A 22,641-nucleotide genomic window follows, 5' to 3' on the forward strand; every position below is an offset into this window, starting at 1 on the left:
CCCACCGTATCAATTCTTGACCGATCGGTCCACCAAGAATATCGTGGACCAATCGGTCAACAACTGGCCCGCACGCCATCGCGGCCGCCGGTCACCCGCCCACTCCGGCGGTTCACACACCACATCGCAGAGGACGTCTACCCATGGGTCAGCTCACCGACAAGACAGCCCTGGTCACCGGCGCGAGCACAGGCATCGGGTTCGCCGCGGCGAAGCGCTTCATCTCCGAGGGCGCGCGCGTCTACCTCACCGGACGCCGAAAGCAGGTGCTCGACGCCGCGGCCCACGAGCTGGGCGACCATGCGATCGCTATCCAGAACGACGTCTCCGATCTGGACGACCTCGACAGGCTGTTCGAACGGATCGCCGCGGACGGGAATCGCCTCGACATCCTCTTCGCGAACGCCGGCGGCGGCGAAGCGAGACAGCCCCTCGCCTCGCTCACGCCCGAGGCCTTCGACCACACCTTCGGGATCAACCTGCGCGGCACCGCCTTCACGGTCCAGAAGGCGCTCCCGCTGCTGAACGACGGCGGGAGCATCGTGCTCACAGGGTCCAGCTCGGCGCACCGCGGCACCTCCGGCTTCGGGGTCTACTCCGCCACCAAGGCGGCCATCAGGCAGCTCGGCCGAGTCTGGGCCGCCGAGCTCGCGCACCGCGGCCTGCGCGTCAACACGATCGTGCCCGGCCCCACCGACACGCCAGGGCTCCGCGGCCTCACCGAGAACCCGGAGCAGGCGGGCGCGTTCCTCGACGAGATGGCGAGCAGCACACCCCTGCGACGCACCGCTGATCCGGCCGAGATCGCCAACGCCGTCCTCTTCCTGGCATCGGATCAGTCCAGCTTCATCACGGGCAGCGAGCTGTTCGTGGACGGCGGCGAGGTCCAGGTCTACCCCTGACCGGAAGGGCGCAGGGACGGCCTCGATCCACCCCGGTTCCGTGCCGCCGGGCCGGGACGGGGACAAGAGTGCGGCGGGGCGTCGTGATCGGCGTCCTGGCGACATGCCTTCCCGCACCCCCTGAGCACGACGGCGCCCCGCCCCTCCGCGAGGAGGGACGGGGCGCCGTCGGAGCGGGGCTCGTCAGGCGACGAGCGAGCGCAGCACGTACTGCAGGATGCCGCCGTTGCGGTAGTAGTCCGCCTCACCGGGCGTGTCGATGCGCACCACGGCGTCGAACTCGACGGACGTGCCGTCGGCCTTGGTGGCGGTGACCTTGACGGTCTCCGGGGTGGCGCCGTCGTTCAGCGCGGTGATGCCCGCGAAGTCGAACGACTCGGTGCCGTCCAGGCCGAGCGAGTCCGCGTTCTCGCCGGCCGGGAACTGCAGCGGCAGCACGCCCATGCCGATGAGGTTGGAGCGGTGGATGCGCTCGAACGACTCGGTGATGACGGCCTTGACGCCCAGGAGCGCGGTGCCCTTGGCGGCCCAGTCGCGCGACGAGCCGGAGCCGTACTCCTTGCCGCCGAGCACGACCAGCGGGGTGCCCTGCGCCGCGTAGTCCTGCGCCGCGTCGTAGATGGTGTCCTGGGCGTTCTTCACGAAGTTGAACGTGAAGCCGCCCTCGACGCCGTCGAGCAGCTGGTTCTTGAGGCGGATGTTCGCGAACGTGCCGCGGATCATGACCTCGTGGTTGCCGCGGCGCGAGCCGTAGCTGTTGAAGTCGCGACGGCCCACGCCGTGCTCGGCCAGGTACACGCCGGCCGGGCTGTCCGCCTTGATGGAGCCGGCGGGCGAGATGTGGTCGGTCGTGACGGAGTCGCCGAGCTTCGCGAGCACGCGGGCCCCCGAGATGTCGGAGACCGGCGACGGCTCGGCGCCCATGCCCTCGAAGTACGGGGGCTTGCGCACGTAGGTGGACTCGCCGTCCCAGGAGAACGTGTCGCCCTCCGGGGTCTCCAGCGCGCGCCACCGCTCGTCGCCCGTGAAGACGTCCGCGTAGTCCTTGGTGAACATGTCGCGGTCGATCGAGGCGTCGATCGTGGCCTGGACCTCCTCCGGCGTGGGCCAGATGTCCCGCAGGAACACCGGGTTGCCGGCCTCGTCGCGGCCCAGCGGGTCGGACTCGAAGTCGAACTCCATCGTGCCCGCGAGCGCGTAGGCGATGACCAGCGGCGGGGACGCCAGGTAGTTCATCTTCACGTCGGGGTTGATGCGGCCCTCGAAGTTCCGGTTGCCGGACAGTACCGAGACGACGGCGAGGTCGTGCTCGTTGACGGCCTCGGAGATCTTCTCGTCCAGCGGGCCGGAGTTGCCGATGCAGGTGGCGCAGCCGTAGCCCACGAGGTGGAAGCCGAGCTTCTCGAGGTACGGCCAGAGGCCGGCCTTCTCGTAGTAGTTCGTCACGACCTGCGAGCCGGGCGCCATCGACGTCTTGACCCACGGCTTGGACACGAGGCCCTTCTCCACGGCCTTCTTGGCCAGGAGCGCCGCCGCGAGCATCACGGACGGGTTCGACGTGTTCGTGCACGAGGTGATCGAGGCGATCGCGACCGCTCCGTGGAACAGGTCGAACTGCTTGCCCTCGCTGTCGGTCACGGGCACCGTGCGGCGGCCGTTCGCGTGGATGGCGGGCGAGTCGGAGGCCGGGAAGGACTCCTTCTCGGCCTCGTCGACGACGTCCGTGACCTCGGGGGCGTACACCGGCAGGTCGCGACCGAAGGCCGACTTGGCGTGCGAGAGCTCGATGCGGTCCTGCGGGCGCTTCGGGCCGGCGATCGACGGCACGACCGTGCCGAGGTCCAGCTCGAGGTACTCCGAGAACTTCGGCTCCACGTAGGACGCGGCGCTCGGGTCGAGCCACAGGCCCTGCTCCTTGGCGTACGCCTCGACGAGCGCGAGCTGCTCGTCGCTGCGGCCGGTGAGGCGCAGGTAGTCGAGGGTGACGTCGTCGATCGGGAAGATCGCGGCCGTCGAGCCGAACTCGGGGCTCATGTTGCCGATGGTGGCGCGGTTGGCCAGCGGCACCTGGGCGACGCCGGCGCCGTAGAACTCGACGAACTTCCCGACCACGCCGTGCTGGCGCAGCATCTGGGTGATGGTGAGCACGACGTCGGTCGCGGTCACGCCGGCCGGGATGGAGCCCGACAGCTTGAAGCCGACCACGCGCGGGATGAGCATCGACACCGGCTGGCCGAGCATGGCCGCCTCGGCCTCGATGCCGCCGACGCCCCAGCCCAGGACGCCGAGGCCGTTGACCATCGTGGTGTGCGAGTCGGTGCCGACGCAGGTGTCGGGGTAGGCGCGCAGGACGCCGTCGACCTCGCGGGTCATGACGGTGCGGGCCAGGTACTCGATGTTGACCTGGTGCACGATGCCGGTGCCCGGGGGGACGACCTTGAAGTCGTCGAACGCCGTCTGGCCCCAGCGCAGGAACTGGTAGCGCTCGTGGTTGCGCTGGTACTCGAACTCGACGTTGCGGACGAACGCGTCGGCGCGGCCGGCGACGTCGATCTGCACGGAGTGGTCGATGACCATCTCGGCGGGCGCCAGGGGGTTGATCTTCGACGGGTCGCCGCCGAGCTCCGCGACGGCCTCGCGCATCGTGGCGAGGTCGACGACGCAGGGCACGCCGGTGAAGTCCTGCATGATCACGCGCGCCGGCGTGAACTGGATCTCCGTGTCGGGCTGCGCGTCCGGGTCCCAGGACGCGAGGGCGCGCACGTGGTCGGCCGTGATGTTGGCACCGTCCTCGGTGCGCAGGAGGTTCTCGGCGAGGATCTTCAGGGAGTACGGGAGGCGCTCGGCGCCCTCGACGGCGGAGAGGCGGAAGATCTCGTAGGCCTTCCCGCCGACCTCCAGCGATCCCTTCGATCCGAACGTGTCCACGCTGCTCACTGCGGCTCCTTCTGCGGGGCTGGCCGACGGCGGCACCGTGCGCGCTGCGGCGCGACGGTTCCGACGCCGTGGGTTCTGGGGGGCTCCGCCCAGCGTACGCCGGGCACATCACCAGCATAGCCCATATATCTTGACGTCAAGATATCTCGGCGTCAGGTCCCTGCGTCGAGGGCGGCGCCGCCATTCCCGTACGGCGCACGGGAACAAGGCCGCGGGGCCGGACGTTGTGCAGCTGCCCTCGACCGGAAGGACGCCCGATGACGCTGCCCGCACCCGCCCCCGAGTCCCCCGCCGCGACCACCGCCCCCGACGCGCCGCCCGTGCTGCCGCCGCTCGCCGCCCAGGCCGAGGTGCTGATCGGGCGCGGCGTCGTGCCGCCCGAGTCCCTCTCCCCCGCCGCGCTGCGCGCCGCCGCCGCCGACCTCGCACGGACGGCCCCCGCGGGGTCGCTCCTGGTCGTGCACCCGCGGCTGCTGCCGCCGTCCGCCCTCGCCGGGCACCTGCGCCGCCAGGCCGCCGTGCGGGGGCGCCCCGTGGAGCGCGAGGGCTTCGTCGTGGTCGACATGACCGACGTCGACGACTTCGCGCCCGTGCCCGGCCTCGACGTCCCCGACGCCGACGTCTACGCGGTCGCCGCCGTGGACCGCGGCGACGCGATGGCGAACTGGTCGCCCGAGGAGGCGGAGCCCGCGATCGCCGCCCGCGGCCGCAGCCCGCTCACCCTCGCCGAGGGGATCCACTGGGTGCTGCAGTCCCCCGACGCGCTCGCCCGGAACCTCTGCTTCATGACCATCGGCTCCCGGCTGCGCCGCGCGAACGGCACCTACGACGCCCGCACGCCCGCCGTCTGGATCTCGAACGGCACGGGCCGCGACGGGAGCGCGCGCCGCGGCGCGCCCAAGGTCGGCTGGTGCTGGTGGCGCAACCGGCACACGTGGCTCGGGTTCGCGTCGACGGCGGGCCGGCACGCCTGACCCGGACGACGTCGAGCGTGCTGCCCTGATCCTCGAACGGCCGGTCTAGGGATCACGTCAGCACGCTCGATGCTGACCGGTCAGCGGTCCAGGACCGCGACGGCCTCCACGTGGTGCGTCATCGGGAAGAGGTCGAACGCGCGCAGCCCGGTGAGCTCGTAGCCGTGCCCGGCGAGGTACGCCACGTCGCGGGCGAGGGCCGCGGGGTCGCACGCCACGTAGACGACGCGGCGCGGCTCGCGGCCGGCGATCGCGTCGACCACGGCCCGGCCGGCGCCGGCGCGGGGCGGGTCGAGCACGACGACGTCGGCGGCGCCCACGTCGTTCCCCGAGGCATCGCCGTCGGCGAGGACGCGGTCGACGGCGCCCAGGTGCAGCTCGACCTGCGGCAGGTCGTGGGCGTTGCGGCGGGCGTCCTTCACGGCGCGGGCGTCGCCCTCGACCGCCACGACACGGCCGGAGCCGCCGACCGCCGCGGCGAGCGGCACGGTGAACAGGCCCGCGCCCGAGTACAGGTCGAGCACGGTGGCGCCGTCGGCGTCGTGCACGGCGTCGAGCACGGCGCCGGTCAGCAGGTCGGGCGCCGCCCGGTGCACCTGCCAGAAACCGTCGGCAGCGACGCGGTAGCGGTGCTCGGCCCCGCCGGCGCGCACCGTCTCGGCGACCGCGCGGCGGGCGTTGGGGCGCGTGTCCCCGCGGCCGCGGCGCCAGGGCACGTCGTCGACGAGCAGGACGGGGTCGGCGCCGTCCGCGGGCGCCACCAGCTGGAGCTGCGCGCCCGGGCGCCAGCGCCGCGTCCACACGCCCTCCGCCTCGGCGAGCGCGGCGACCTCGTCGGTACCCAGCGGCATCCCCTCCAGGGGGACGACGTCGTGGCTGCGGAACCGCCGCATCCCCGCGCGGCCCTCGGCGTCGGCCACGAGGTCGATGCGCGTGCGGTAGCCGAGGCCACCGCGCTCGTCGTCGCCGGGCGCGGCCTCGACCTCGACGTCGCGCTCGAGGCGCGCGAGGCGCTGGAGCTGCTCGACGAGGACGGCGGCCTTCCACCGGCGCTGCGCGGGGAGGGCGACGTGCGCCAGCTCGCCGCCGCCCACGCCGCCCGGGCCGGCCTCCGGCCAGGCGGACGGGACGCGGTCGGGCGACGCCTCGAGGACCTCGACGGCGTCCGCGCGCCAGAACCGGGAGCCGGTCTCGGTGACGCGGGCGCGCACGCGCTCGCCCGGCAGGGTGTGCCGCACGAAGACGACGCGGCCGTCGAGCCGGGCCACGCAGTGGCCGCCGTGCGCGACCGGTCCGACCTCCAGCTCGACCTCGCGCCCCACCTCGGGGTCGGGGGCGGTGGTGCGGGGGCGCGGCGCGGAACGGCGAGGTCGGGGCATGGGCACCATTCTCCCCCGGACCCGGGCGCGGGCCGACCGCGGCGGCTGTGTCGTGCCCGACCCACGGAGAGGCCCGCGGGGATCAGTACCGCGGGCCGCGGGGCGAGGTGCCCTCCAGGCCGGTCTGGCCGGCCGACGACGAGAGCTGCCAGGGCACGGACGCCACGACCACGCCGGGGGTGAAGAGCAGGCGTCCCTTGAGCCGCAGCGCGGACTGGTTGTGCAGCAGCTGCTCCCACCAGTGGCCCACCACGTACTCGGGGATGTACACGACCACCAGGTCGCGCGGCGAGTCACGGCGCACGGACCGCACGTACTTCAGCACGGGGCGCGTGATCTCGCGGAACGGGGAGTCGAGCACGCGCAGCGGCACGGGCAGGTCGAGCTCCTCCCAGCGGTGCCGGATGTCGGCGATCTCGTCGGCGTCGACGCCCACCGTCACGGCCTCGAGCACGGACGGCCGGGACGCCCGCGCGTACGCGAGCGCACGCATCGTCGGCTTGTGGATCTTGGAGACCAGCACGATGGCGTGCACGCGGCTCGGCAGCGCGCGCGCCCCCGCCACGTCGTCGAGGGCCAGCTCCTGGCGCACCCGGTCGTAGTGGGAGCGGATCGCCTTCATGAGGCCGAAGAGCACCCCCATAGCGAGCAGCGTGATCCAGGCGCCGTGGGTGAACTTCGTGGCGAGCACGATGACGAGCACCGTCGCCGTCATCACGAAGCCGACGCCGTTGACCACGCGCGAGCGCTGCATCCGCGCGCGCTCCTTGGGGTCGGGCTCCTTGCGCAGCGCCCGCGTCCAGTGCCGCACCATGCCCAGCTGGGACAGCGTGAACGACACGAACACGCCCACGATGTAGAGCTGGATGAGGCGGGTCACCTGGGCGTCGAACGCCACGATGAGGACGATCGCCGCGACGGCGAGGGTGATGATGCCGTTCGAGAAGGCGAGCCGGTCGCCGCGGGTGTGCAGCTGGCGCGGCAGGAAGCCGTCCTTCGCCAGGATCGAGCCGAGCACCGGGAAGCCGTTGAAGGCCGTGTTGGCCGCGAGCACCAGGATCAGGCCGGTGACGACGGAGATCGCCACGAACAACGGCGTGAACCCCTGGAACACCGCGCCCGCGAGCTGGCTGATCACGGGGTGCTGGTTGTAGTCCGCCGGCAGCGGCTGGCCGCCGGAGGTCAGCTGCTCGTGCGCGTCCTCCACGTACTTCACGCCCGTGGCCTGGGCGAGCAGCAGGATCGCGATCATCATCGTGGCGGAGATGCCGCCCAGCAGGGCGAGGGTGGTCGCCGCGTTGCGCGACTTGGGCTTGCGGAACGCCGGCACGCCGTTGCTGATCGCCTCGACGCCGGTCAGCGCCGCACAGCCGGAGGCGAAGGCCCGCGCGAGCAGGAACGCGCCCGCGAGCCCCGTGAGCCCCTGGTCGAAGCCCGCCTCGGGCGTGATCTCGAAGTTCGCGCTCTCGGCGAGCGGCAGGTCGCCCGCGAACCAGCGGATCGCCCCGACCACGGCGAGCAGCCCGATGAGCGCCATGAAGCAGTAGGTCGGGATCGCGAAGACCGTGCCCGACTCGCGCACGCCGCGCAGGTTCATCACCGTGAGGATCACGACGACGATCACCGCGAACAGGGCCTCGTGGCCCCGCAGGAACGGCAGCGCGGACGCCGCGTACTGCGCGCCCGAGGAGATCGACACCGCCACCGTGAGGACGTAGTCGACCAGCAGTGCCGACGCCACGCCGATGCCGGCGGACGGTCCCAGGTTCGTGGTCGCGACCTCGTAGTCGCCGCCGCCCGACGGGTAGGCCCGCACGTTCTGCCGGTACGACGACACCACCACGAGCAGCACCACGACGACGACGAGCCCGACCCACGGGGAGACCGTGGTCGCGGCGATCCCGGCGACCGCGAGGGTCAGGAGGATCTCGTCCGGCGCGTACGCCACGGACGACAGCGCGTCCGACGCGAAGACGGGCAGCGCGACGCGCTTGGGCAGGAGCGTGTGCCCCAGGTTCTCGCTGCGCATGGGGCGCCCGATGAGGAGCCGTTTGGCAGCGTCCGCGATGTCCGACACGTCGAGCAATGCTATGCCCCGCGAGGCCCGCCGTCTCGCGCCGGGGCACCGCGAGGAAGCACGGTCTCGCGAGGTATAGCGTTTCGCTCGTGCACTTCGTGATCATGGGCTGCGGACGCGTCGGGTCGACGCTCGCGCAGACGATCGAGTCCCACGGCCACTCGGTGGCCGTCGTCGACCAGAACCCCGACGCGTTCCGCCGCCTGCCGGCCGGGTTCTCCGGCCAGAAGGTGACGGGCGTCGGCTTCGACCGCGACACCCTCGTCCAGGCCGGCATCGAGGACACGTACGCGTTCGCCGCCGTCTCGGACGGCGACAACTCCAACGTGCTCGCCGCGCGCGTCGCGCGCGAGACGTACGGCGTCGAGAACGTCGTGGCGCGCATCTACGACCCGCAGCGGGCCGAGATCTACCAACGGCTCGGCATCCCCACCGTCGCGACGGTGCGCTGGACGGCCGACCAGGTGCTGCGCCGGATGCTCCCGTTCGGGGCCACCGACGAGTACCGCGACCCGTCCGGGCAGGTACGCCTCGCCCAGGTCGACTACCACGCCGCCTGGGCCGGCACCACGGTGCGCCGCATCGAGGAGGCCACGGGCGCCCGCGTCGCCTTCCTGTCCCGGTACACCGACGGCGTGGTGCCCACCGCGTCCTCCGTGCTGCAGGAGAACGACGTGCTGCACGTGCTCATGCGCGTCGACGCCGCCGCCGCCGTCGAGCGGGTCCTCACCCACGAGCCGCGGCAGGGGGACAGCTGATGCGCGTCGTCGTCGCCGGGGCCGGGTCGGTGGGCCGGTCCATCGCCCGCGAGCTGCTCTCGCACGACCACGAGGTCGTGCTCATCGACAAGAACCCCGCCGCGATGCGCGTGGCCCAGGTGCCGGAGGCGGACTGGCTGCTCGCCGACGCCTGCGAGCTGTCCTCGCTCGAGGCCACCGACGTGGCCAGCGCCGACGTCGTCGTGGGGGCCACGGGCGACGACAAGGCGAACCTCGTCTTCTCGCTGCTGTGCAAGACGGAGTTCGGCGTGCCGCGGACCGTCGCGCGCGTGAACAACCCGAAGAACGAGTGGATGTTCGACGGGTCGTGGGGCGTGGACGTCGCGGTGTCGACGCCGCGGATCATGACGGCGATGGTCGAGGAGGCCGTGGCGGTCGGCGACCTGGTGCGGATCTTCACGTTCCACCAGTCCGGCGCGGACATCGTCGAGGTGACGCTGCCCACCGACTCCCCGCTCGTCGGGGCGCGGGTCGGGTCCGTCGGCTGGCCCACGGACACGGTGCTCGCGTGCGTCGTGCGCGGCTCGCAGCCGCTCGCCCCGACGGTGGACGACACCCTGGAGTCGGGCGACGAGCTGGTGCTCGTCATGGGCAGCCAGGCGGACGAGGAGGCGCTCCAGCGGCTGCTGGCCACCGGCGGCCCGAGCGTCCCCGCGATCGAGGAGGGTGCCCCGCTCGTCGCCCCGGAGGCTGCGGCCACCACCCTCGACGCGGGCGACGACGACTTCTAGCGGCTCACCGGTAGTCGCGGCTCACCAGCGGCTCAACCGGCCGGCCGGTCCTGGTCGGCGGGCCCGGCCGGCTCGCGGTCCTCGACCGCGGGCCGGTCGTCGCCGCCGTGCGCACCGCGCACGACGACCCACGTCAGCCACAGCACCAGGCCCCACAGCGGGACGCCGAGCACCAGGTGGGCCGTCCCCAGCCAGCCGATGTCGCCCGAGAAGTACAGCGGCACCTTGACCAGCAGCCGCACCGCGAACAGCCCCGCCCAGAACCACGTCGCGAGCGTGTACCGGCGCACGAGGTCCGGGTCCTTGCGCCAGGCGACCAGGGCCGCGAGTGGGTTCGGAGCGGTGTCCGCGCCGGCGGGGTCGGTGGTGTGCGCAGCGCCGGCCGGGTCGGTGTCGTGGGCGCCGTCGCCCCGGTCGGCCGGCTGCCCGCCGCGGGCGCGGTCGGCCGCGACGTCGGCGAGCCCGCCGCGCACGGCCTCGACCACGAGCCCGACGACGGGCCAGCGCAGCGCGAGCGACACGAGGATCACCGCGAGATACGCCGCGTTGGTCCACAGCCCCCACGCGTAGAAGTTCTGCGCCTCGCCCGAGCGCCACGCCCAGAAGACGCCGACGCCGATGCCGAGCAGCCCGCCGAGCGCCTGGGTGATCGGCGTGCGCTGCGCGAGGCGCGCGACGACGGCGACCAGCGCGGCACCCACCGACGCCACGAGGGCCCAGGTCAGCTCGGAGGTGATGACGTAGAGCACGACGAACACGAGGCCGGGCAGGACCGCCTCGACCACGCCGCGCGCGCCGCCGACCGCCTGCCCGAACGAGAACGACTCCCCCGTGACGGCGCGCACGCCGCGCCCGTCGGCCGCCGGGCCCTGCCCGGCGGCCCCGCCCGTCGCGTGGCTCACTCGCCGGCCCGCGCGCGCAGCTCGTAGCGGGGGTTGAACATGGTGCGGCGTCCGTCGACGTCGCAGACCAGGCCCTCCACGCGGATCCGACGACCCGGGTCGATACCGGCGATGGACCGGCGGCCGAGCCACACCAGGTCGAGCGAGCCCGACCCGTCGTACAGCTCCGCCTCGACGGTGGGGACGCCCTCGCGGGGCCGCAGCACGACCGAGCGCAGCGACCCGGCCGCGCTGGCGCGCCTGCGGTCGCTCAGCTCCGACACGGGCGTGCAGCCGCGGTAGGTGGCCGCCTCGTGCCGTTCCTCGTCGGCGGCGACCTCGTCGGCCGAGGCCAGCGCGTGCTGGACGGCGGTACGCAGGGACATCAGTGCTCCAGGCAGGTGGTCAGGGCCGTGGGCCGGTCACCGGATCTCGGTGATCTCCGGGCCGCGGGTCAGGGGGTCGAACGACGGCGTCTGCGGCGCGGCGCCGTCGGGGCCGTCCGCGGGCTCGCCGTCCGGGGTGCCGCCCTGGCGGGCGTTCTTCGGCAGCGAGAGGGTGAGCAGGTCGCGCGGCGGACGGGGGTTGCCGTCCCGGACGACGACCACGTTCGCGAAGACGGACTCCAGCGGGCGCGCCGCCTCCGGGTCGATCGCGGCACGGCCGGACAGGACTCCGCGCAGGAACCAGCGCGGGCCGTCGAAGCCCACGAAGCGGGCGGGGCGCACGGCCGGCTGCCCGTCGGGGCCCGTGGCCGGGATGCGCGCGATCAGCTCGCGCCCGAACGTGCCCGGCACGTCGTCGACGGTGCCGCCCTGGCGGGTGATGGACGTACCGATCTCGGCGCGCACCTCGTCCCAGATCCCGTCCGTGCGGGGGGCCGCGAACGCCTGCACCTGCAGGCCGGACCCGCCGAGGGTCGCCGAGACACCGGTGACCTTCTGGGTCTTCTTGTCGACCTCCATGCGCAGCTCGAGGCCGGGCAGCACGGGCAGCCAGATGGCGCCCAGGTCCACGCGCGGGCCCATGCCCGTCACCTGGGAGGAGTCGAACGGCCCGCGCTCGGGGCGCTCCGTCGCGCCGGCGTCCTCGCCGTCGGCCGGAGCCGCGACCTCCTCGGGCGCCGTCTCGCGGCCCTCGCCGGTCTCCTTCTTCGACGCGTTGCGCCGGAACAGCCCCACGGAGGATCTCCTTCTCGTCGTCCTGCTCGTCCGGTGATCGGTCCGAGCTGGTCCTACCCATCTCCCACAGTAGACCGGTTCGGCCCACCGCCGGCCCGACCGCGGCGTCGCCGGACGGCGCCGCCGGTCAGGCTCCTGCGAAGCCGCCGCTGGAGCCGAGGCCGCCGTCGCCGCGGTGCGAGCCCGGCAGGCTCGTCGCGACGAGGAAGCGGGCGTGCTCCACGCGCTGGACCACGAGCTGGGCCACCCGGTCGCCCCGGCGGAGGCGCACCGGCTCGGCCACGTCCGTGTTCAGGAGGATCACCTTGATCTCGCCGCGGTAGCCCGCGTCGATGGTGCCCGGCGCGTTCACCACGGTGACGCCGTGCTTCGCGGCGAGGCCCGAGCGCGGGTGCACGAACGCCGCGTACCCCTCCGGCAGCGCGATCGCGACACCGGTGGGCACCGTGACGCGGCCCTGCGGCGGGATCTCGACGTCCACGGTCGTCACGAGGTCGGCGCCCGCGTCGCCAGGGTGCGCGTACGCGGGGGTCGGCACGTCCTCGAGCAGGGTGACGAGGACGTCCACGGTGCTCGCGTCGTGGCTCGCGGACGGGGTCACGGTCTGGCTGGCGGTGTCGGACACCCGCGAAGCGTAGCCGACCGAGCAGCCGACCGAGGGGCGGTCACCGGGCCCGCACGGTGCTGGGATGATGGGCCCATGAGCGAGCCCCAGCCCGACCTCTCCCCCACCGCCGGACCGGCCTTCCGCGAGCGCCTCTCGCCCGGCCCGGGCGCCTGGTGCGGCGCGGTCGGGCTGGGGATCATCGTCGGGGTGACCCTGTGGCCGCTCGCGCACGCCGTCGGGGCGGTGATCGGGCTCGTCGTCGCGGCGGGCACGCTCGCGGCCCTCCTCGCCACCTCGCCCGTCATCGAGGTCGCGGACGGCCGGCTGCGCGCCGGCCGCGCGCAGATCGGGGTCGACGTCCTCGGCGAGATCACGACGATGGACAGCCCCGAGGAGATGCGCACCGCGCTGGGCACCGCCCTCGACGCCCGCGCCTTCGTGTGCCTGCGCGCGTGGGCGCGCACCGGGGTGCGCGCGGACCTCGAGGACCCGTTGGACCCGACGCCCTACTGGCTCCTGTCGACGCGGCGCCCGCAAGAGCTCGCCGCCGCGCTGCGCGGCTGACCGCCGCGGGCCCGCGCCCGGCGCGCCCGCCAGGAACGACGAAGGCCGTCACGTCCTCGACGTGACGGCCCGTGTCGTCCGTGGTGCTGCGCGCGCCCCCGGCGGTGGATCAGGGGCTGCGGCTCAGGCAGCGCACTCCGTGCAGATCATCTGGCCGTTCTTCTCGTAGGCCAGCTGGCTGCGGTGGTGGACGAGGAAACAGCTCGTGCAGGTGAACTCGTCGGCCTGGCGGGGCAGGACGCGGACCGCGAGCTCCTCGCCGGACAGGTCGGCGCCGGGAAGCTCGAAGCCTTCCGCGGCCTCCGTCTCGTCCTCGTCGACGACACCCGACGACTTGTCGGAACGACGCGCCTGGAGCTCCTGGATCGAGTCCTGCTCCACGTCCTCGTCGTTCTTGCGGGGGGCGTCGTAGTCGGTTGCCATCTGTGTGGTCACGCTCCGTGGTGTCGGTATCGGTACGCGCTGATAATGCTCGGTGACCGGGTTTTGTTCCCGGTCGGCCCACGGATTGTGCACCATTTCGGGCGGGCGCGCGACACCGCGAGGTGTTCCCCGTGTCACAGCACCGTCATCGGCCCCTGACCTGCGGCGACACCCGCGGTTGCGTGGCGTTCGCCGCCAGCGGACGGCCGAGCGGTGACGAACTTTTTCACCTCGCCCGACGACGCCCGCCGGCCCGAAACCGTTCGCCGTCAGGCGCCGCTGTCGGCGCCCGCGTCCTCGAGCAGCCGGACCAGCTCGTCGACCACGGGCGGCGCACCCGCGACCGTCATCGTGGTGCCCGGCCCGCGCCCCCGCAGCCCCCCGACCCACGCGCCGGCCTCGGCGGCCACGAGCGCGCCGGCCGCCAGGTCCCAGGGGTTGAGCCCGCGCTCGTAGTAGAGGTCGACCGCGCCGTCGGCCAGGAGGCACAGGTCGATCGCCGCCGACCCCAGGCGCCGGATGTCCCGCACCCGCGGCAGGACGTCCACCAGGACCCGGGCCTGCTCGGCGCGCCGCTCGCTCGCGTAGCCGAAGCCCGTGGCCAGCAGGGACCCGGCGAGCGACGCCGGACGGTTCACGTGCAGCGGCGTGCCGTCGCGCTCGGCGCCGCCCCCGCGGGCAGCGGTCCAGGTGCGGCCGTCGACGACCGAGTGCACGCACCCGGCCAGCGCCGTCCAGCGCTCCGGGTCGACCGGCCCGGCGACGACCGCCACGGACACCGCGTACGACGCGACGCCGTAGAGGTAGTTGACGGTGCCGTCGATCGGGTCGAGCACCCAGGTGAGGCCGGAGGTGCCGGGGACGTCGTCCCCCTCCTCGCCGAGGATCGCGTCGTGCGGCCGCTCCGCGGCGAGCCGCGCGCGCAGCAGCGCCTCCGACGCGCGGTCCATCTCCGTCACCGGGTCGACCGCGCTCGACTTGGTCGCCGCGACCTCCACGCGTGCCGGCCTCCCGTCGCGCACCAGCGCGCCGGCCTCGCAGGCGAGGCTGCGGGCCAGGGCGCGCAGCGCCTCGACGTCGTGCTCCGGGGTCGTCGTCGCGATGTCGTCCACGAGCTACATCTTCCCGGACCTGCGCCCCCAGCGCGCCGTCCAGCCCGGCCCGGGGTGCGGCACGGTCCACCCGCGCGCGAGCGACATGATGCGGAAGCCGAAGACGAGCGCCACGACGCCGAGCCCCGTCCACACCCCGAGCTCGCCGGCGTGCCACAGCGCCGCGGTGATGCCGGCACCCACCAGGGCGGGCACGGCGTAGAGCTGGCGGTCGGCGAACACGAGCGGCACCTCCCCCACGAGGACGTCCCGCAGGATGCCGCCGCCCACCGCGGTGAGCACGCCGACCACGACCGACGCCAGCACCCCCGCGCCGAGGCCGAGCGACTTCGTCGTGCCCTGGAGCACGAACAGCGCCAGCGCGGCGGCGTCCAGCACCAGGATGAAGCGGCGCATGCGCTCCAGGCCCGGGTGGAAGAAGAAGATGATGATCCCCGCGGCGAGGGCTGCGGCGACCAGCCGCCAGCTCGAGATCCCGACCGGCGGGGTGTCGCCGATGAGCACGTCGCGCAGGATGCCGCCGCCGAGGCCCGTGACCCACGCGAGCACGAGGACGCCGAAGGCGTCGAACCTCTTGCGCACGGCCGCGAGGCCGCCCGAGACCGCCGCGACGAAGACCGCGACGAGCTCGACGACGGAGACCGGGCCGGAGGTGAACGCATCCACGGGACGTCATCCTCGCAGGCGCCGTCCCGGTGGGCGCGCCAATCGACGGCACACCGACGCGCCTGCGCCGCACCGCACCGCGCCGGTGGCACCCTCGAACCGGCGGACCCGCCCCGACGGAACGTCACCGTGGGCGACCTGTGAGGGAGGAAGCATGGCCGAGCTCGAGCTCGTGAGGCTGCACGAGGACGGTGAGCGCCTGGTCCTGCGCGGCCCCGACGGCACCGAGAGCACCCTGCCCATCACGGAGGCGCTGCGCGCCGCGGTGCGACGGGACCGTCCGCGCACCGAGGCGCTGCGCGCCCAGGAGGCGACGACCCTGCGCCCCCGCGACCTGCAGGCGCGCCTGCGCGGCGGGGCGTCGGCCGAGGAGCTGGCCGAGGAGGCGGGCCTCCCTGTCGAGCACGTGCAGCGCTACGAGTGGCCGGTGGTCGCCGAGCGCGCCCACGCGATCAGCCAGGTGCGCGCCCACCGGCTGCCCGGCGACGAGGAGTCGACGACGCTCGGGGAGGTCGCGGACACGCGGCTGGCCGCCCGCGGCGTGACGGCGGCCGAGGCCCGCTGGTCCGCCCGGCGCGACGGCACGGCGCCGTGGGTGGTGGAGGTGCGGTTCTCCGCGGGCGACCGCGACCGCTCCGCGCGCTGGACCTACGACCCCAAGGGCCGCGTCGTGACGCCGCTCGACGACGAGGCACGCTGGCTCGGCCAGCCCGACGACCCGGTCTCGCCCGACGTGCTGGGCGTGCCGTCGGCCGGCAGCCGCACCGTCCCGCCGCGACGGCACGTCGAGGACGACACGACGGCGCTCCTCCTGGACGACCTCGCCGGGCGGCGCGGCCAGCGGCCGGGCGAGCGGCACCGCTCCCCCGCCCCCCGGCGGCAGGAGGAGTCGCCGACGACGACGGACGTCCCGGTGGGCCGCGTGTCGGCGCCCGGGGTCGACCTCGCGCCCCCCGACCCCGAGGTCGACGAGGCCGCGGGCGCGGGCGCGGGCGCCAGCATCGTCGACCTCGGCTCGCGACGCGCCGGTCTGCGGACCGTGGCGCCCGAGCGGTCGAGCCACCCGTCCGGCAGTGCGCGGCGACCGATGCCCGGGGTGCCCGGCGCGCCGGGGCCGCAGGAGGACGAGCTGCCCACCGGCGAGGAGGACCAGGCCGGCGGCCGCGACGACGTCGTGGACGACGCGCCCGCGCCGAGCGGCCCGCCCGCCCAGGGCGCCGGTCCGCAGCCGGCCGCACCCGCGCCGCGCACCGACAAGCCCGCCTCGGCCCGCCGCTCGGGACGCAAGGGGCGCGCGCAGGTGCCGAGCTGGGACGAGATCGTCTTCGGCGGCGGCCGCCCGTCGTCCTCGTGACGGCGGGCGCGCCGCCCGCTACGCCCCGTCGCCCAGGTCCAGCTGGTCGGTGACCGCGGAACGGCGGCGGGCGTCGGCGTCCGTCATCCGGCGCATGTGGTGGCGCCGGCACAGCACCTCGTAGGACACCGGCGCGGCGTCGGGCGCGCCCGCCACGTCGCCGATGACCACCTGGTCGCCCTCGACCACCATGACGCCGCCCACCGTGCGCGCGTTGTGCGTGGCCCGGGCGCCGCACCAGCACAGCGACCGCACCTGCAGCACCTCGATGCGGTCGGCGAGCTCGATGAGCCGCGCCGCTCCCGGGAACAGGCGGGTGCGGAAGTCGGTCGTGATGCCGAAGGCGAAGACGTCCAGCTCCACCTCGTCCACGAGGCGCGCGAGCTGCTCCACCTGCGCCGTGGAGTAGAACTGCGCCTCGTCGCACACCAGGTAGTCCACCACCCGGCCGGACTGCCGCTCCGCGGACACGACCTCCCAGAAGTCGGTGCCGTCGGTGACCTCGCGCGCGTCCACCTCGAGGCCGAGCCGCGAGGAGAGCCGGGAGTTCCCCGCCCGGTCGTCGCGCGTGAAGATCAGCCCGGACCGGCCGCGCGCCGCGTGGTTGTGGTCGGTCTGCAGCGCCAGCGTCGACTTGCCGCTGTCCATGGTCCCGGAGAAGAAGACGAGCTCGGCCATGGGGCAGATCCTGTCAGACGCGCGGACCTACTGGCCGACGCGCCCGTCGACGCACTCGCGCAGCAGGTCGGCGTGGCCGCAGTGGCGCGCGTACTCCTCGACGTGGCTGAGGAGCAGCTCGCGCAGCTGGATCTCGCCGCCCGGCTCGGGGCCGAGGTCGGACAGCCCGGCGTTGGTCGTGCCGAGGTCCGGCACCGACGCCACCATCCGGTCGGTGGCCGCCATCTCCGCCCGCCAGCTGCGGAACGCCTCCTCGACCACCGCCGGGTCGGCGACGGCGCCGTCCCAGTCGCCGTCGCGGCGCTCCTCGCTGCGGTAGAGCCAGGGCGCGTCCTCCCCCGTCATGATGCGGCGCACGTGCCGCTCGTCCTCGGTGACGTGCCGCACCAGCCCCAGCAGGGACATGGTCGACGGCGGCACCGAGCGGCGCGCGAGCTGCTCCGCGTCCAGGTCCGCGCACTTCATCTCGAGGGTGAGCCGGTAGGACCGCAGCGCGTCGAGCAGGAAGGCCCGCTCGTCGTCCGTGCCGGGCTCGAGCTCGAGCGGGCTCTCGCGCGGGTCGTCGTCCGGGTCCACCCACATGTCGGGGTAGACGGTCGCCCGGGTCCACCGGGGCGCGGGCGCGGGCACCTGCTCACGGGGTTCCATCCCGGCATCGTGACACCCGCGGGACCGCGTCGCCACGACTTTCCCTCGCCGCGGCCCCGGTACCTGCCCGGCTACGCCTGCGCGACGAGCAGCGGCACGACCATCTCGGCCGGCGTGAGCGACCCGTGCACGCCCGGCATCTCGCGCGCGCCCGACGGGTGCAGCCGCGAGTCCACGACGGTCGCCGCGCCGCGCGCGGCGACCAGCACGTCGCCCACCGCGGGGAGCACGTGCGGGGCGACGGGCCCGAGCCAGCCCGCGGCGACCGCGTCGTCGCGCAGCATGACGAGCGCGTCGTCGCCGAGCACCCCCGCCCAGCGCTCCGCGACGTCGCGCGGGTCCCTGCCGGGCTCGACGTAGACGTGGGTGGCGCGGGGCTCGCCGCCGAGCAGGGCGACGTCGCGCGCCAGCTCGGGGTGCGCCGCGACGTCGTGCTGACGGGCCGCGTCCGCGGTCACCTGCCCGTGGTCGGCGGTGACGACGACGAGCGTGCCGCGCGGCACGGACCGCACCAGGCGGCGCAGCTCGGAGTCCGTCTCCTCGAGGGCGTCGCCCCACTGCCACGACTGCGGGCCGTGCTGGTGCCCCGCCTTGTCGACGGCCCCGTGGTACAGGTACACGAGGCCGGGCTCGCGCAGCTCGCGCACCGTCGTGCCGACCTGGGCGTCCAGGCCCTCGGCGGTCACGTAGCGCGGGCCGCGCAGCGCCGCGCGGGTCATCCCGGAGCCGGCGAACCGCGCCGGGCCGGGCGCCACGACGCGCACGCCGTCGGCGACGAGGGTCTCCAGCACCGTGGGCTCGCGCTGCAGCGCCTCGGGCTCCGCCCGCATCGGCCCGGAGAGCTTGGTGCGCCGGTACGGGTCCGACTGCTCGGTCCACGAGACGGTGGTGGCCAGGCCCCCCGTGACGGGGTTGCGCTGCGTGTAGCCGAGCAGCCCGGTACGGCCGGGCGCGGTGCCCGTGCCGAACGTCGCGAGCGCGGCCGCCGTGGTCGACGGGAAGCTGGACAGCACCGAGCGGCCGTCCGCGGCGAGGGAGCGCAGGAACGGGGCGTGGCCGCCGCGCTCCGCGAGGTTGGCGAGCCCCAGCCCGTCGACCAGCACGACGACCGCGCGCTGCACGCCGGTCGGCAGGCCGAGCGCGTCGCGGCAGTCGGCGGACCGCAGCCCGGTGGAGGTCGTGACGTCGGCACCGAGGGCACCCGCCACGGCGGGCAGCACGGCGGCGAGCGAGCCCGTCCCGTACGACGGCGCGAGCAGACCGTCGGGCAGCGCGACCGAGGTCGTCATCGGACGACGCGCCCGCCCGTCCCGGTCGCGGCCGACAGCGAGCGCGCGAACGCCGTCGCGCGCCGGAGCGCGTCGCGCCCCTCGGCGGCCCCGCTGACCCGCACGACGACGTCGTCCGGGGTGAGCTGGCCCGTGAGGCCGTGGTCGGCCTCGCAGGCGGGGTCGGGGCACTGCGCCGGCTCCAGGTCGATGCGTGAGACGGCGCCCCAGCCGATCGCGAGGGTCAGCTCGGACGCGCTGTCGCCGGGGCGGTGCTCGGCCGGCTCGTCGACGACGTGGGTGAGCGCGACCGACCGGATCTCGCTCAGTGGCACGGCCTCCGTGGTCGCTGCCGCGGACGACGGGTGGGCGGCGTCGCCCTCGTGGTCGTCCACGTGGGCGGTGACGAGCCGCGTGGGCGTCAGGGCCAGCACCGTGAGGTGGCGGCGCACGGCGTCGTCGAAGGTCGTCTCCGCCTGCACGAGGTGGGCGAGCACGTCCTCGTCGGCGAGCGCGACGTCCAGGACGTCCTCCACGAGGTCCGGGTAGTACCCGGCCCGGCGCACGTGGGCGGACAGGTCGGCACGGAGGTTGTCTCGAGCGGTGGCATGCGGCACCCGCGCATTCTCCCACCGTCGTGCCGGGGGCGGCCACCACCGTCCCCGGCCCCCACCACGGGTCAGGCCGGCAGGGCCCGGCGGGGCGCGTCGGCGCGCTGGGCGGCCCGCAGCCGGACCCCGGCGTGCAGCACGCTCACCCCCACCGAGCCGGCCACCACCGGGTAGAGCTCCAGGGACGCGACCTCGGGCAGGTCGTCCGCCAGCACGGACACGCGCGCGAGCACGTCCTCGAGGGCGTCGATGTCCGCCTCCGGGGCCCCGCCGTACCCGAACAGCCGCGGCGCGGCCCGCACCGTGCGGACCATCGCGGACACGTCGACGTCGGTCAGGGGCGGGATGCCGTAGGCGACGTCGTCCAGGAGGTCGGTCGCGTCGCCGGCGAGCCCGAACGACACCTTGGGACCGAACAGCGGGTCCTCGCCGGAGCGGATCACGCAGGGCACGCCGACCGGGGCCATGGACTGCACCTCCATCGCCGGGTCGGCCTCCCCCAGCACCTCCTGCGCGACCTGCCGCATGCGCTCGACGTCGGAGCGCAGCTCGCCCTCGTCGGCGATGTCGAGCCGCACCCCGCCGAGGTCGGTGCGGTGGCGCAGCGCGGTCGAGGCCGTCTTCAGCGCGACCGGCCAGCCGAGCTCCCCCGCCGCGGCGACCGCCTCGTCGGCGGTCCGCACCGTCCGCGAGCGCCGCAGCCGCAGCCCGTAGCAGTCGAGCAGCTCCGCCGTCTCGTCCTGGGTGAGGGTGCGCCCGTCGCCCGGGGCCGCCGCGAGCCAGCCCTCGACGAGCCGGCGGGCGCGGCGGGCGTCCATGCCGTCGGGCCGCACGTGCGTCCCGCGGTCCTCGGTGCGCCAGTGGGCGTAGGTGACGACCTTGCCCAGCGCGGTCACCGCGTCCTCGGGCGTGGAGAAGGCCGGGATGCGCACGGGGGTGCCGTCCGGGCCGGTCGCCGCGAGCTCGTCGGGCAGCCCGCTGAGGCCGAGCATGGACGCGACGGTGGTACGGCCGGTCCGCGCCGCGGCCTCGGCGACGGCGCGGGCCACCGCCCCGGTGCGGGGCACGACCACGGGCACGTCGACGGCGACCACGACGTCGCACGCGCCCGGCGCGTACAGCGCGTCCGTCACCTGGGCGATCTGCGCGTCCGTCGCGTCGGGCGGCAGGAAGTCGGACGACGCGGCGACGACGAGGCCGGCGGCGGCCGCGGCCTCCGCCACCAGCGCCGCGAGCGCCGCCGAGGACGCGAGGATGCCGACCCGCGGACCGGCGGGCAGCGGCTGGTGCGCCAGCACCTGCGCGACGTCCATGAGCTGGTGGGTGTTCTCGGCCCGGATCACGCCGGACTGCCGCAGCATCTCGTCGAGCAGCCGGCGCGGGGCCCGGGTGGCGCGCACCGCGTGACCGGGCGGCACGACCTGCCCGGACTGCCCCGCCACCACGACGACCACGGGCTTCACCCCGGCGAGCCGGCGCGCGATGCGGGAGAACTTGCGCGGGTTGCCGATCGACTCCAGGTAGAGGCAGACGACGGAGGTGCGCGCGTCGTCCTGCCAGTACTGCATGAGGTCGTTGCCGGACACGTCGGCGCGGTGCCCCGCCGACAGCAGGGCCGAGACGCCGAGCCCGCGCCGCTCGAGCGTGCGCGTGAGCGTGACGGCCGCGGGCGCCGACTGGCAGAACATCCCGACGACGCCGGCGCGCGGAGCCCGCTCGGCGAGGCTGGCGTGCAGGCTCGCGCCCGGGGTGGTGGTGAGCAGGCCGAAGGACGCCGGGCCGACGACGCGCATCCCGCCCGCGTGCGCGGCGCGCACCAGCTCGCGCTGCCGCGCCAGCCCGGCGGGGCCGGTCTCGGCGTACCCGGCCGCGAGGACGACCACGCCCCGCACACCCCGGCCGCCGAGGCGCCGCACCGCCGCCACGGCGCGGCCCGGCGGCACCGCGAGCAGCACGACGTCGACGTCCGCGACGTCGTCCCACGACGCGGCGACCGCGACGCCCGGGCCCGCCAGGCCCGACGGGGCGGGCAGCCCGTCGGGGAGGGGGCCGGGGGCGCCGAGCACCGTGAGCTCCGTGTCCCCCGGGTCCGCGAGCGCGGAGTCGACCACCCGCTGGGCGAGGTGGTGCTCCGGCGTCGCGGGCCCCGGGCCGGCGGGCCCGGGACCGACCAGGAGCACCCGGCGCGCGGACAGCAGCGCCTGCATGGACCGCGCCTCGGCGCGGTGCTCGCGGTCGGCCATCACCTCGCGGGAGCGCTCGGTGGGGTCGAGGTCGAAGGCCACCGTCACGACGCCGTCGTCCAGGTGCTGGCTGATCGCGTACCCGGCGTCGCGGAAGACGGCGAGCATCGACGCGTTCTGCGGCAGCACGTCGGCGGTGAAGCGGCGCACTCCGCGCTCGCGCGCCGCGGCCGCGACGTGCTCCAGGAGCACCGACCCGAGGCCCTTGCCCTGCATCGCGTCCGCGATGTTGAACGCGACCTCGGCCTCGGTGTCGGTGACCTTGTCGTACCGGGCGACGCCGAGCACGTCCTCGCGGGGGTCGCCCTCCTCGTCGACGCCGGGGCGCACCCCGATGAGCGCCACGCGGTCGTGCTGGTCGAGGTGGGTGAGCCGGTTCAGCTCCCGCTCGGTGAGCCGGCGCACGGGCGCGAAGAAGCGGAAGTACGCCGAGCGCTCCGACTGCGCCTCCTGGAAGCGCTGGATGGCGTCGGCGTCCTCGGGCCGCAGCGGGCGCAGGTGCATCGTCGAGCCGTCGCGCAGCACGACGTCGGCCTCCCACGCGACCGGGTACTCGGGTCCCGGCCGAGGGTCCTGCTGAGCACCTGGCCGGGCGTCCGGCTGGTCGGGTTCGTCCACCCGTGCAG

At 74.9% G+C, this 22,641-nt stretch carries 21 protein-coding genes; 6 read left to right on the top strand and 15 right to left on the bottom strand.

What is annotated here, in order from left to right; translation table 11 throughout:
* The first annotated feature begins 143 nt into the window (after positions 1-143).
* Positions 144-902, top strand: a complete 759-nt coding sequence (locus tag ACFU9A_RS14155; protein WP_430575919.1) for an SDR family NAD(P)-dependent oxidoreductase — start codon at positions 144-146, stop codon at positions 900-902.
* A 183-nt stretch (positions 903-1,085) separates the two neighbouring features.
* On the opposite strand, the gene acnA is transcribed toward ACFU9A_RS14155, so the two are convergent.
* Positions 1,086-3,839: an aconitate hydratase AcnA gene (acnA, locus tag ACFU9A_RS14160; RefSeq protein WP_430575920.1), complete on the bottom strand. Its 2,754-nt coding sequence runs from the start codon at positions 3,837-3,839 to the stop codon at positions 1,086-1,088.
* Between the two features lie 257 nt (positions 3,840-4,096).
* Between acnA and ACFU9A_RS14165 the strand changes: the two genes are divergently transcribed.
* Positions 4,097-4,813, top strand: a complete 717-nt coding sequence (locus ACFU9A_RS14165) for a DUF5701 family protein (RefSeq protein WP_430575921.1) — start codon at positions 4,097-4,099, stop codon at positions 4,811-4,813.
* Between the two features lie 80 nt (positions 4,814-4,893).
* Here the strand turns inward: ACFU9A_RS14165 and ACFU9A_RS14170 are convergent, their stop codons facing one another.
* Positions 4,894-6,192 carry a class I SAM-dependent RNA methyltransferase gene (locus ACFU9A_RS14170; RefSeq protein WP_430575922.1) on the bottom strand — a complete coding sequence of 433 codons (1,299 nt, stop codon included), beginning with the start codon at positions 6,190-6,192 and terminating at the stop codon, positions 4,894-4,896.
* An 82-nt stretch (positions 6,193-6,274) separates the two neighbouring features.
* On the bottom strand, positions 6,275-8,269 hold the full coding sequence (locus ACFU9A_RS14175; protein ID WP_430575923.1) for an APC family permease: 1,995 nt from the start codon (positions 8,267-8,269) through the stop codon (positions 6,275-6,277).
* 104 nt (positions 8,270-8,373) lie between these two features.
* On the opposite strand from ACFU9A_RS14175, the gene ACFU9A_RS14180 reads away from it, so the two are divergent.
* Together ACFU9A_RS14180 and ACFU9A_RS14185 are read left to right on the top strand one after the other, a co-directional pair.
* Positions 8,374-9,027 (top strand): potassium channel family protein, encoded by a 654-nt coding sequence (locus ACFU9A_RS14180; RefSeq protein ID WP_430576471.1) that lies wholly within the window; start codon positions 8,374-8,376, stop codon positions 9,025-9,027.
* Positions 9,027-9,779 carry a potassium channel family protein gene (locus ACFU9A_RS14185; protein ID WP_430575924.1) on the top strand — a complete coding sequence of 251 codons (753 nt, stop codon included), beginning with the start codon at positions 9,027-9,029 and terminating at the stop codon, positions 9,777-9,779. Before ACFU9A_RS14180 ends, ACFU9A_RS14185 begins: the two co-directional genes overlap by 1 nt.
* 32 nt (positions 9,780-9,811) lie before the next feature.
* Here the strand turns inward: ACFU9A_RS14185 and ACFU9A_RS14190 are convergent, their stop codons facing one another.
* The 4 genes from ACFU9A_RS14190 to dut all read right to left on the bottom strand — a co-directional run bounded on the left by ACFU9A_RS14190 (position 9,812) and on the right by dut (position 12,466).
* Positions 9,812-10,681 carry a DUF3159 domain-containing protein gene (locus ACFU9A_RS14190; RefSeq protein WP_430575925.1) on the bottom strand — a complete coding sequence of 290 codons (870 nt, stop codon included), beginning with the start codon at positions 10,679-10,681 and terminating at the stop codon, positions 9,812-9,814.
* The gene (locus ACFU9A_RS14195; RefSeq protein WP_430575926.1) at positions 10,678-11,046 is read right to left on the bottom strand and encodes an OB-fold nucleic acid binding domain-containing protein; all 369 of its coding nucleotides are present in this window, start codon (positions 11,044-11,046) and stop codon (positions 10,678-10,680) included. Before ACFU9A_RS14195 ends, ACFU9A_RS14190 begins: the two co-directional genes overlap by 4 nt.
* A 36-nt stretch (positions 11,047-11,082) precedes the next feature.
* Complete coding sequence (locus ACFU9A_RS14200) at positions 11,083-11,841, bottom strand: DUF3710 domain-containing protein (protein WP_430575927.1); 759 nt, start codon at positions 11,839-11,841, stop codon at positions 11,083-11,085.
* Between the two features lie 127 nt (positions 11,842-11,968).
* The gene (gene dut, locus ACFU9A_RS14205; RefSeq protein WP_430575928.1) at positions 11,969-12,466 is read right to left on the bottom strand and encodes a dUTP diphosphatase; all 498 of its coding nucleotides are present in this window, start codon (positions 12,464-12,466) and stop codon (positions 11,969-11,971) included.
* Positions 12,467-12,541: 75 nt separating this feature from the next.
* On the opposite strand from dut, the gene ACFU9A_RS14210 reads away from it, so the two are divergent.
* The gene (locus tag ACFU9A_RS14210) at positions 12,542-13,012 is read left to right on the top strand and encodes a DUF3093 domain-containing protein (protein ID WP_430575929.1); all 471 of its coding nucleotides are present in this window, start codon (positions 12,542-12,544) and stop codon (positions 13,010-13,012) included.
* Between the two features lie 123 nt (positions 13,013-13,135).
* Here ACFU9A_RS14210 and ACFU9A_RS14215 read toward each other — a convergent pair whose 3' ends face one another.
* From ACFU9A_RS14215 to ACFU9A_RS14225, 3 genes are all read right to left on the bottom strand, one after another.
* Positions 13,136-13,435: a DUF4193 domain-containing protein gene (locus ACFU9A_RS14215; RefSeq protein ID WP_429729811.1), complete on the bottom strand. Its 300-nt coding sequence runs from the start codon at positions 13,433-13,435 to the stop codon at positions 13,136-13,138.
* Between the two features lie 269 nt (positions 13,436-13,704).
* A complete protein-coding gene (locus tag ACFU9A_RS14220) occupies positions 13,705-14,547 on the bottom strand; it encodes an inositol monophosphatase family protein (protein WP_430575930.1) in 843 nt (280 codons plus the stop codon).
* Positions 14,548-14,550: 3 nt separating this feature from the next.
* On the bottom strand, positions 14,551-15,213 hold the full coding sequence (locus tag ACFU9A_RS14225; RefSeq protein ID WP_430575931.1) for a trimeric intracellular cation channel family protein: 663 nt from the start codon (positions 15,211-15,213) through the stop codon (positions 14,551-14,553).
* Between the two features lie 154 nt (positions 15,214-15,367).
* Here ACFU9A_RS14225 and sepH point away from each other — a divergent pair, with 154 nt between their 5' ends.
* Positions 15,368-16,567 (top strand): septation protein SepH, encoded by a 1,200-nt coding sequence (gene sepH / locus ACFU9A_RS14230; RefSeq protein WP_430575932.1) that lies wholly within the window; start codon positions 15,368-15,370, stop codon positions 16,565-16,567.
* Between the two features lie 18 nt (positions 16,568-16,585).
* On the opposite strand, the gene ACFU9A_RS14235 is transcribed toward sepH, so the two are convergent.
* From ACFU9A_RS14235 to ACFU9A_RS14255, 5 genes are all read right to left on the bottom strand, one after another.
* A complete protein-coding gene (locus tag ACFU9A_RS14235) occupies positions 16,586-17,245 on the bottom strand; it encodes a thymidine kinase (RefSeq protein ID WP_430575933.1) in 660 nt (219 codons plus the stop codon).
* Between the two features lie 27 nt (positions 17,246-17,272).
* The gene (locus tag ACFU9A_RS14240) at positions 17,273-17,893 is read right to left on the bottom strand and encodes a DinB family protein (RefSeq protein ID WP_430575934.1); all 621 of its coding nucleotides are present in this window, start codon (positions 17,891-17,893) and stop codon (positions 17,273-17,275) included.
* 71 nt (positions 17,894-17,964) lie between these two features.
* Positions 17,965-19,182: an alkaline phosphatase family protein gene (locus tag ACFU9A_RS14245; protein ID WP_430575935.1), complete on the bottom strand. Its 1,218-nt coding sequence runs from the start codon at positions 19,180-19,182 to the stop codon at positions 17,965-17,967.
* On the bottom strand, positions 19,179-19,778 hold the full coding sequence (locus ACFU9A_RS14250; protein WP_430575936.1) for a DUF5998 family protein: 600 nt from the start codon (positions 19,776-19,778) through the stop codon (positions 19,179-19,181). Before ACFU9A_RS14250 ends, ACFU9A_RS14245 begins: the two co-directional genes overlap by 4 nt.
* Positions 19,779-19,840: 62 nt before the next feature.
* Positions 19,841-22,633 (bottom strand): GNAT family N-acetyltransferase, encoded by a 2,793-nt coding sequence (locus tag ACFU9A_RS14255; RefSeq protein ID WP_430575937.1) that lies wholly within the window; start codon positions 22,631-22,633, stop codon positions 19,841-19,843.
* Between the last annotated feature and the right edge of the window lie 8 nt (positions 22,634-22,641).

Origin of the sequence: Isoptericola sp. NPDC057653 (assembly GCF_042799955.1) — a bacterium.
Classification (GTDB): domain Bacteria; phylum Actinomycetota; class Actinomycetes; order Actinomycetales; family Cellulomonadaceae; genus Isoptericola.

Excerpts from the sequence above, each read along its gene's own strand:
- ACFU9A_RS14155 (WP_430575919.1), top strand. The coding sequence starts at position 144 with ATGGGTCAGCTCACCGACAAGACAGCCCTGGTCACCGGCGCGAGCACA.
- ACFU9A_RS14165 (WP_430575921.1), top strand. The coding sequence starts at position 4,097 with ATGACGCTGCCCGCACCCGCCCCCGAGTCCCCCGCCGCGACCACCGCC.
- ACFU9A_RS14170 (WP_430575922.1), bottom strand. The coding sequence starts at position 6,192 with ATGCCCCGACCTCGCCGTTCCGCGCCGCGCCCCCGCACCACCGCCCCC.
- ACFU9A_RS14180 (WP_430576471.1), top strand. The coding sequence starts at position 8,374 with ATGGGCTGCGGACGCGTCGGGTCGACGCTCGCGCAGACGATCGAGTCC.
- ACFU9A_RS14185 (WP_430575924.1), top strand. The coding sequence starts at position 9,027 with ATGCGCGTCGTCGTCGCCGGGGCCGGGTCGGTGGGCCGGTCCATCGCC.
- ACFU9A_RS14195 (WP_430575926.1), bottom strand. The coding sequence starts at position 11,046 with ATGTCCCTGCGTACCGCCGTCCAGCACGCGCTGGCCTCGGCCGACGAG.
- ACFU9A_RS14210 (WP_430575929.1), top strand. The coding sequence starts at position 12,542 with ATGAGCGAGCCCCAGCCCGACCTCTCCCCCACCGCCGGACCGGCCTTC.
- ACFU9A_RS14215 (WP_429729811.1), bottom strand. The coding sequence starts at position 13,435 with ATGGCAACCGACTACGACGCCCCCCGCAAGAACGACGAGGACGTGGAG.
- sepH (WP_430575932.1), top strand. The coding sequence starts at position 15,368 with ATGGCCGAGCTCGAGCTCGTGAGGCTGCACGAGGACGGTGAGCGCCTG.
- ACFU9A_RS14235 (WP_430575933.1), bottom strand. The coding sequence starts at position 17,245 with ATGGCCGAGCTCGTCTTCTTCTCCGGGACCATGGACAGCGGCAAGTCG.
- ACFU9A_RS14240 (WP_430575934.1), bottom strand. The coding sequence starts at position 17,893 with ATGGAACCCCGTGAGCAGGTGCCCGCGCCCGCGCCCCGGTGGACCCGG.
- ACFU9A_RS14245 (WP_430575935.1), bottom strand. The coding sequence starts at position 19,182 with ATGACGACCTCGGTCGCGCTGCCCGACGGTCTGCTCGCGCCGTCGTAC.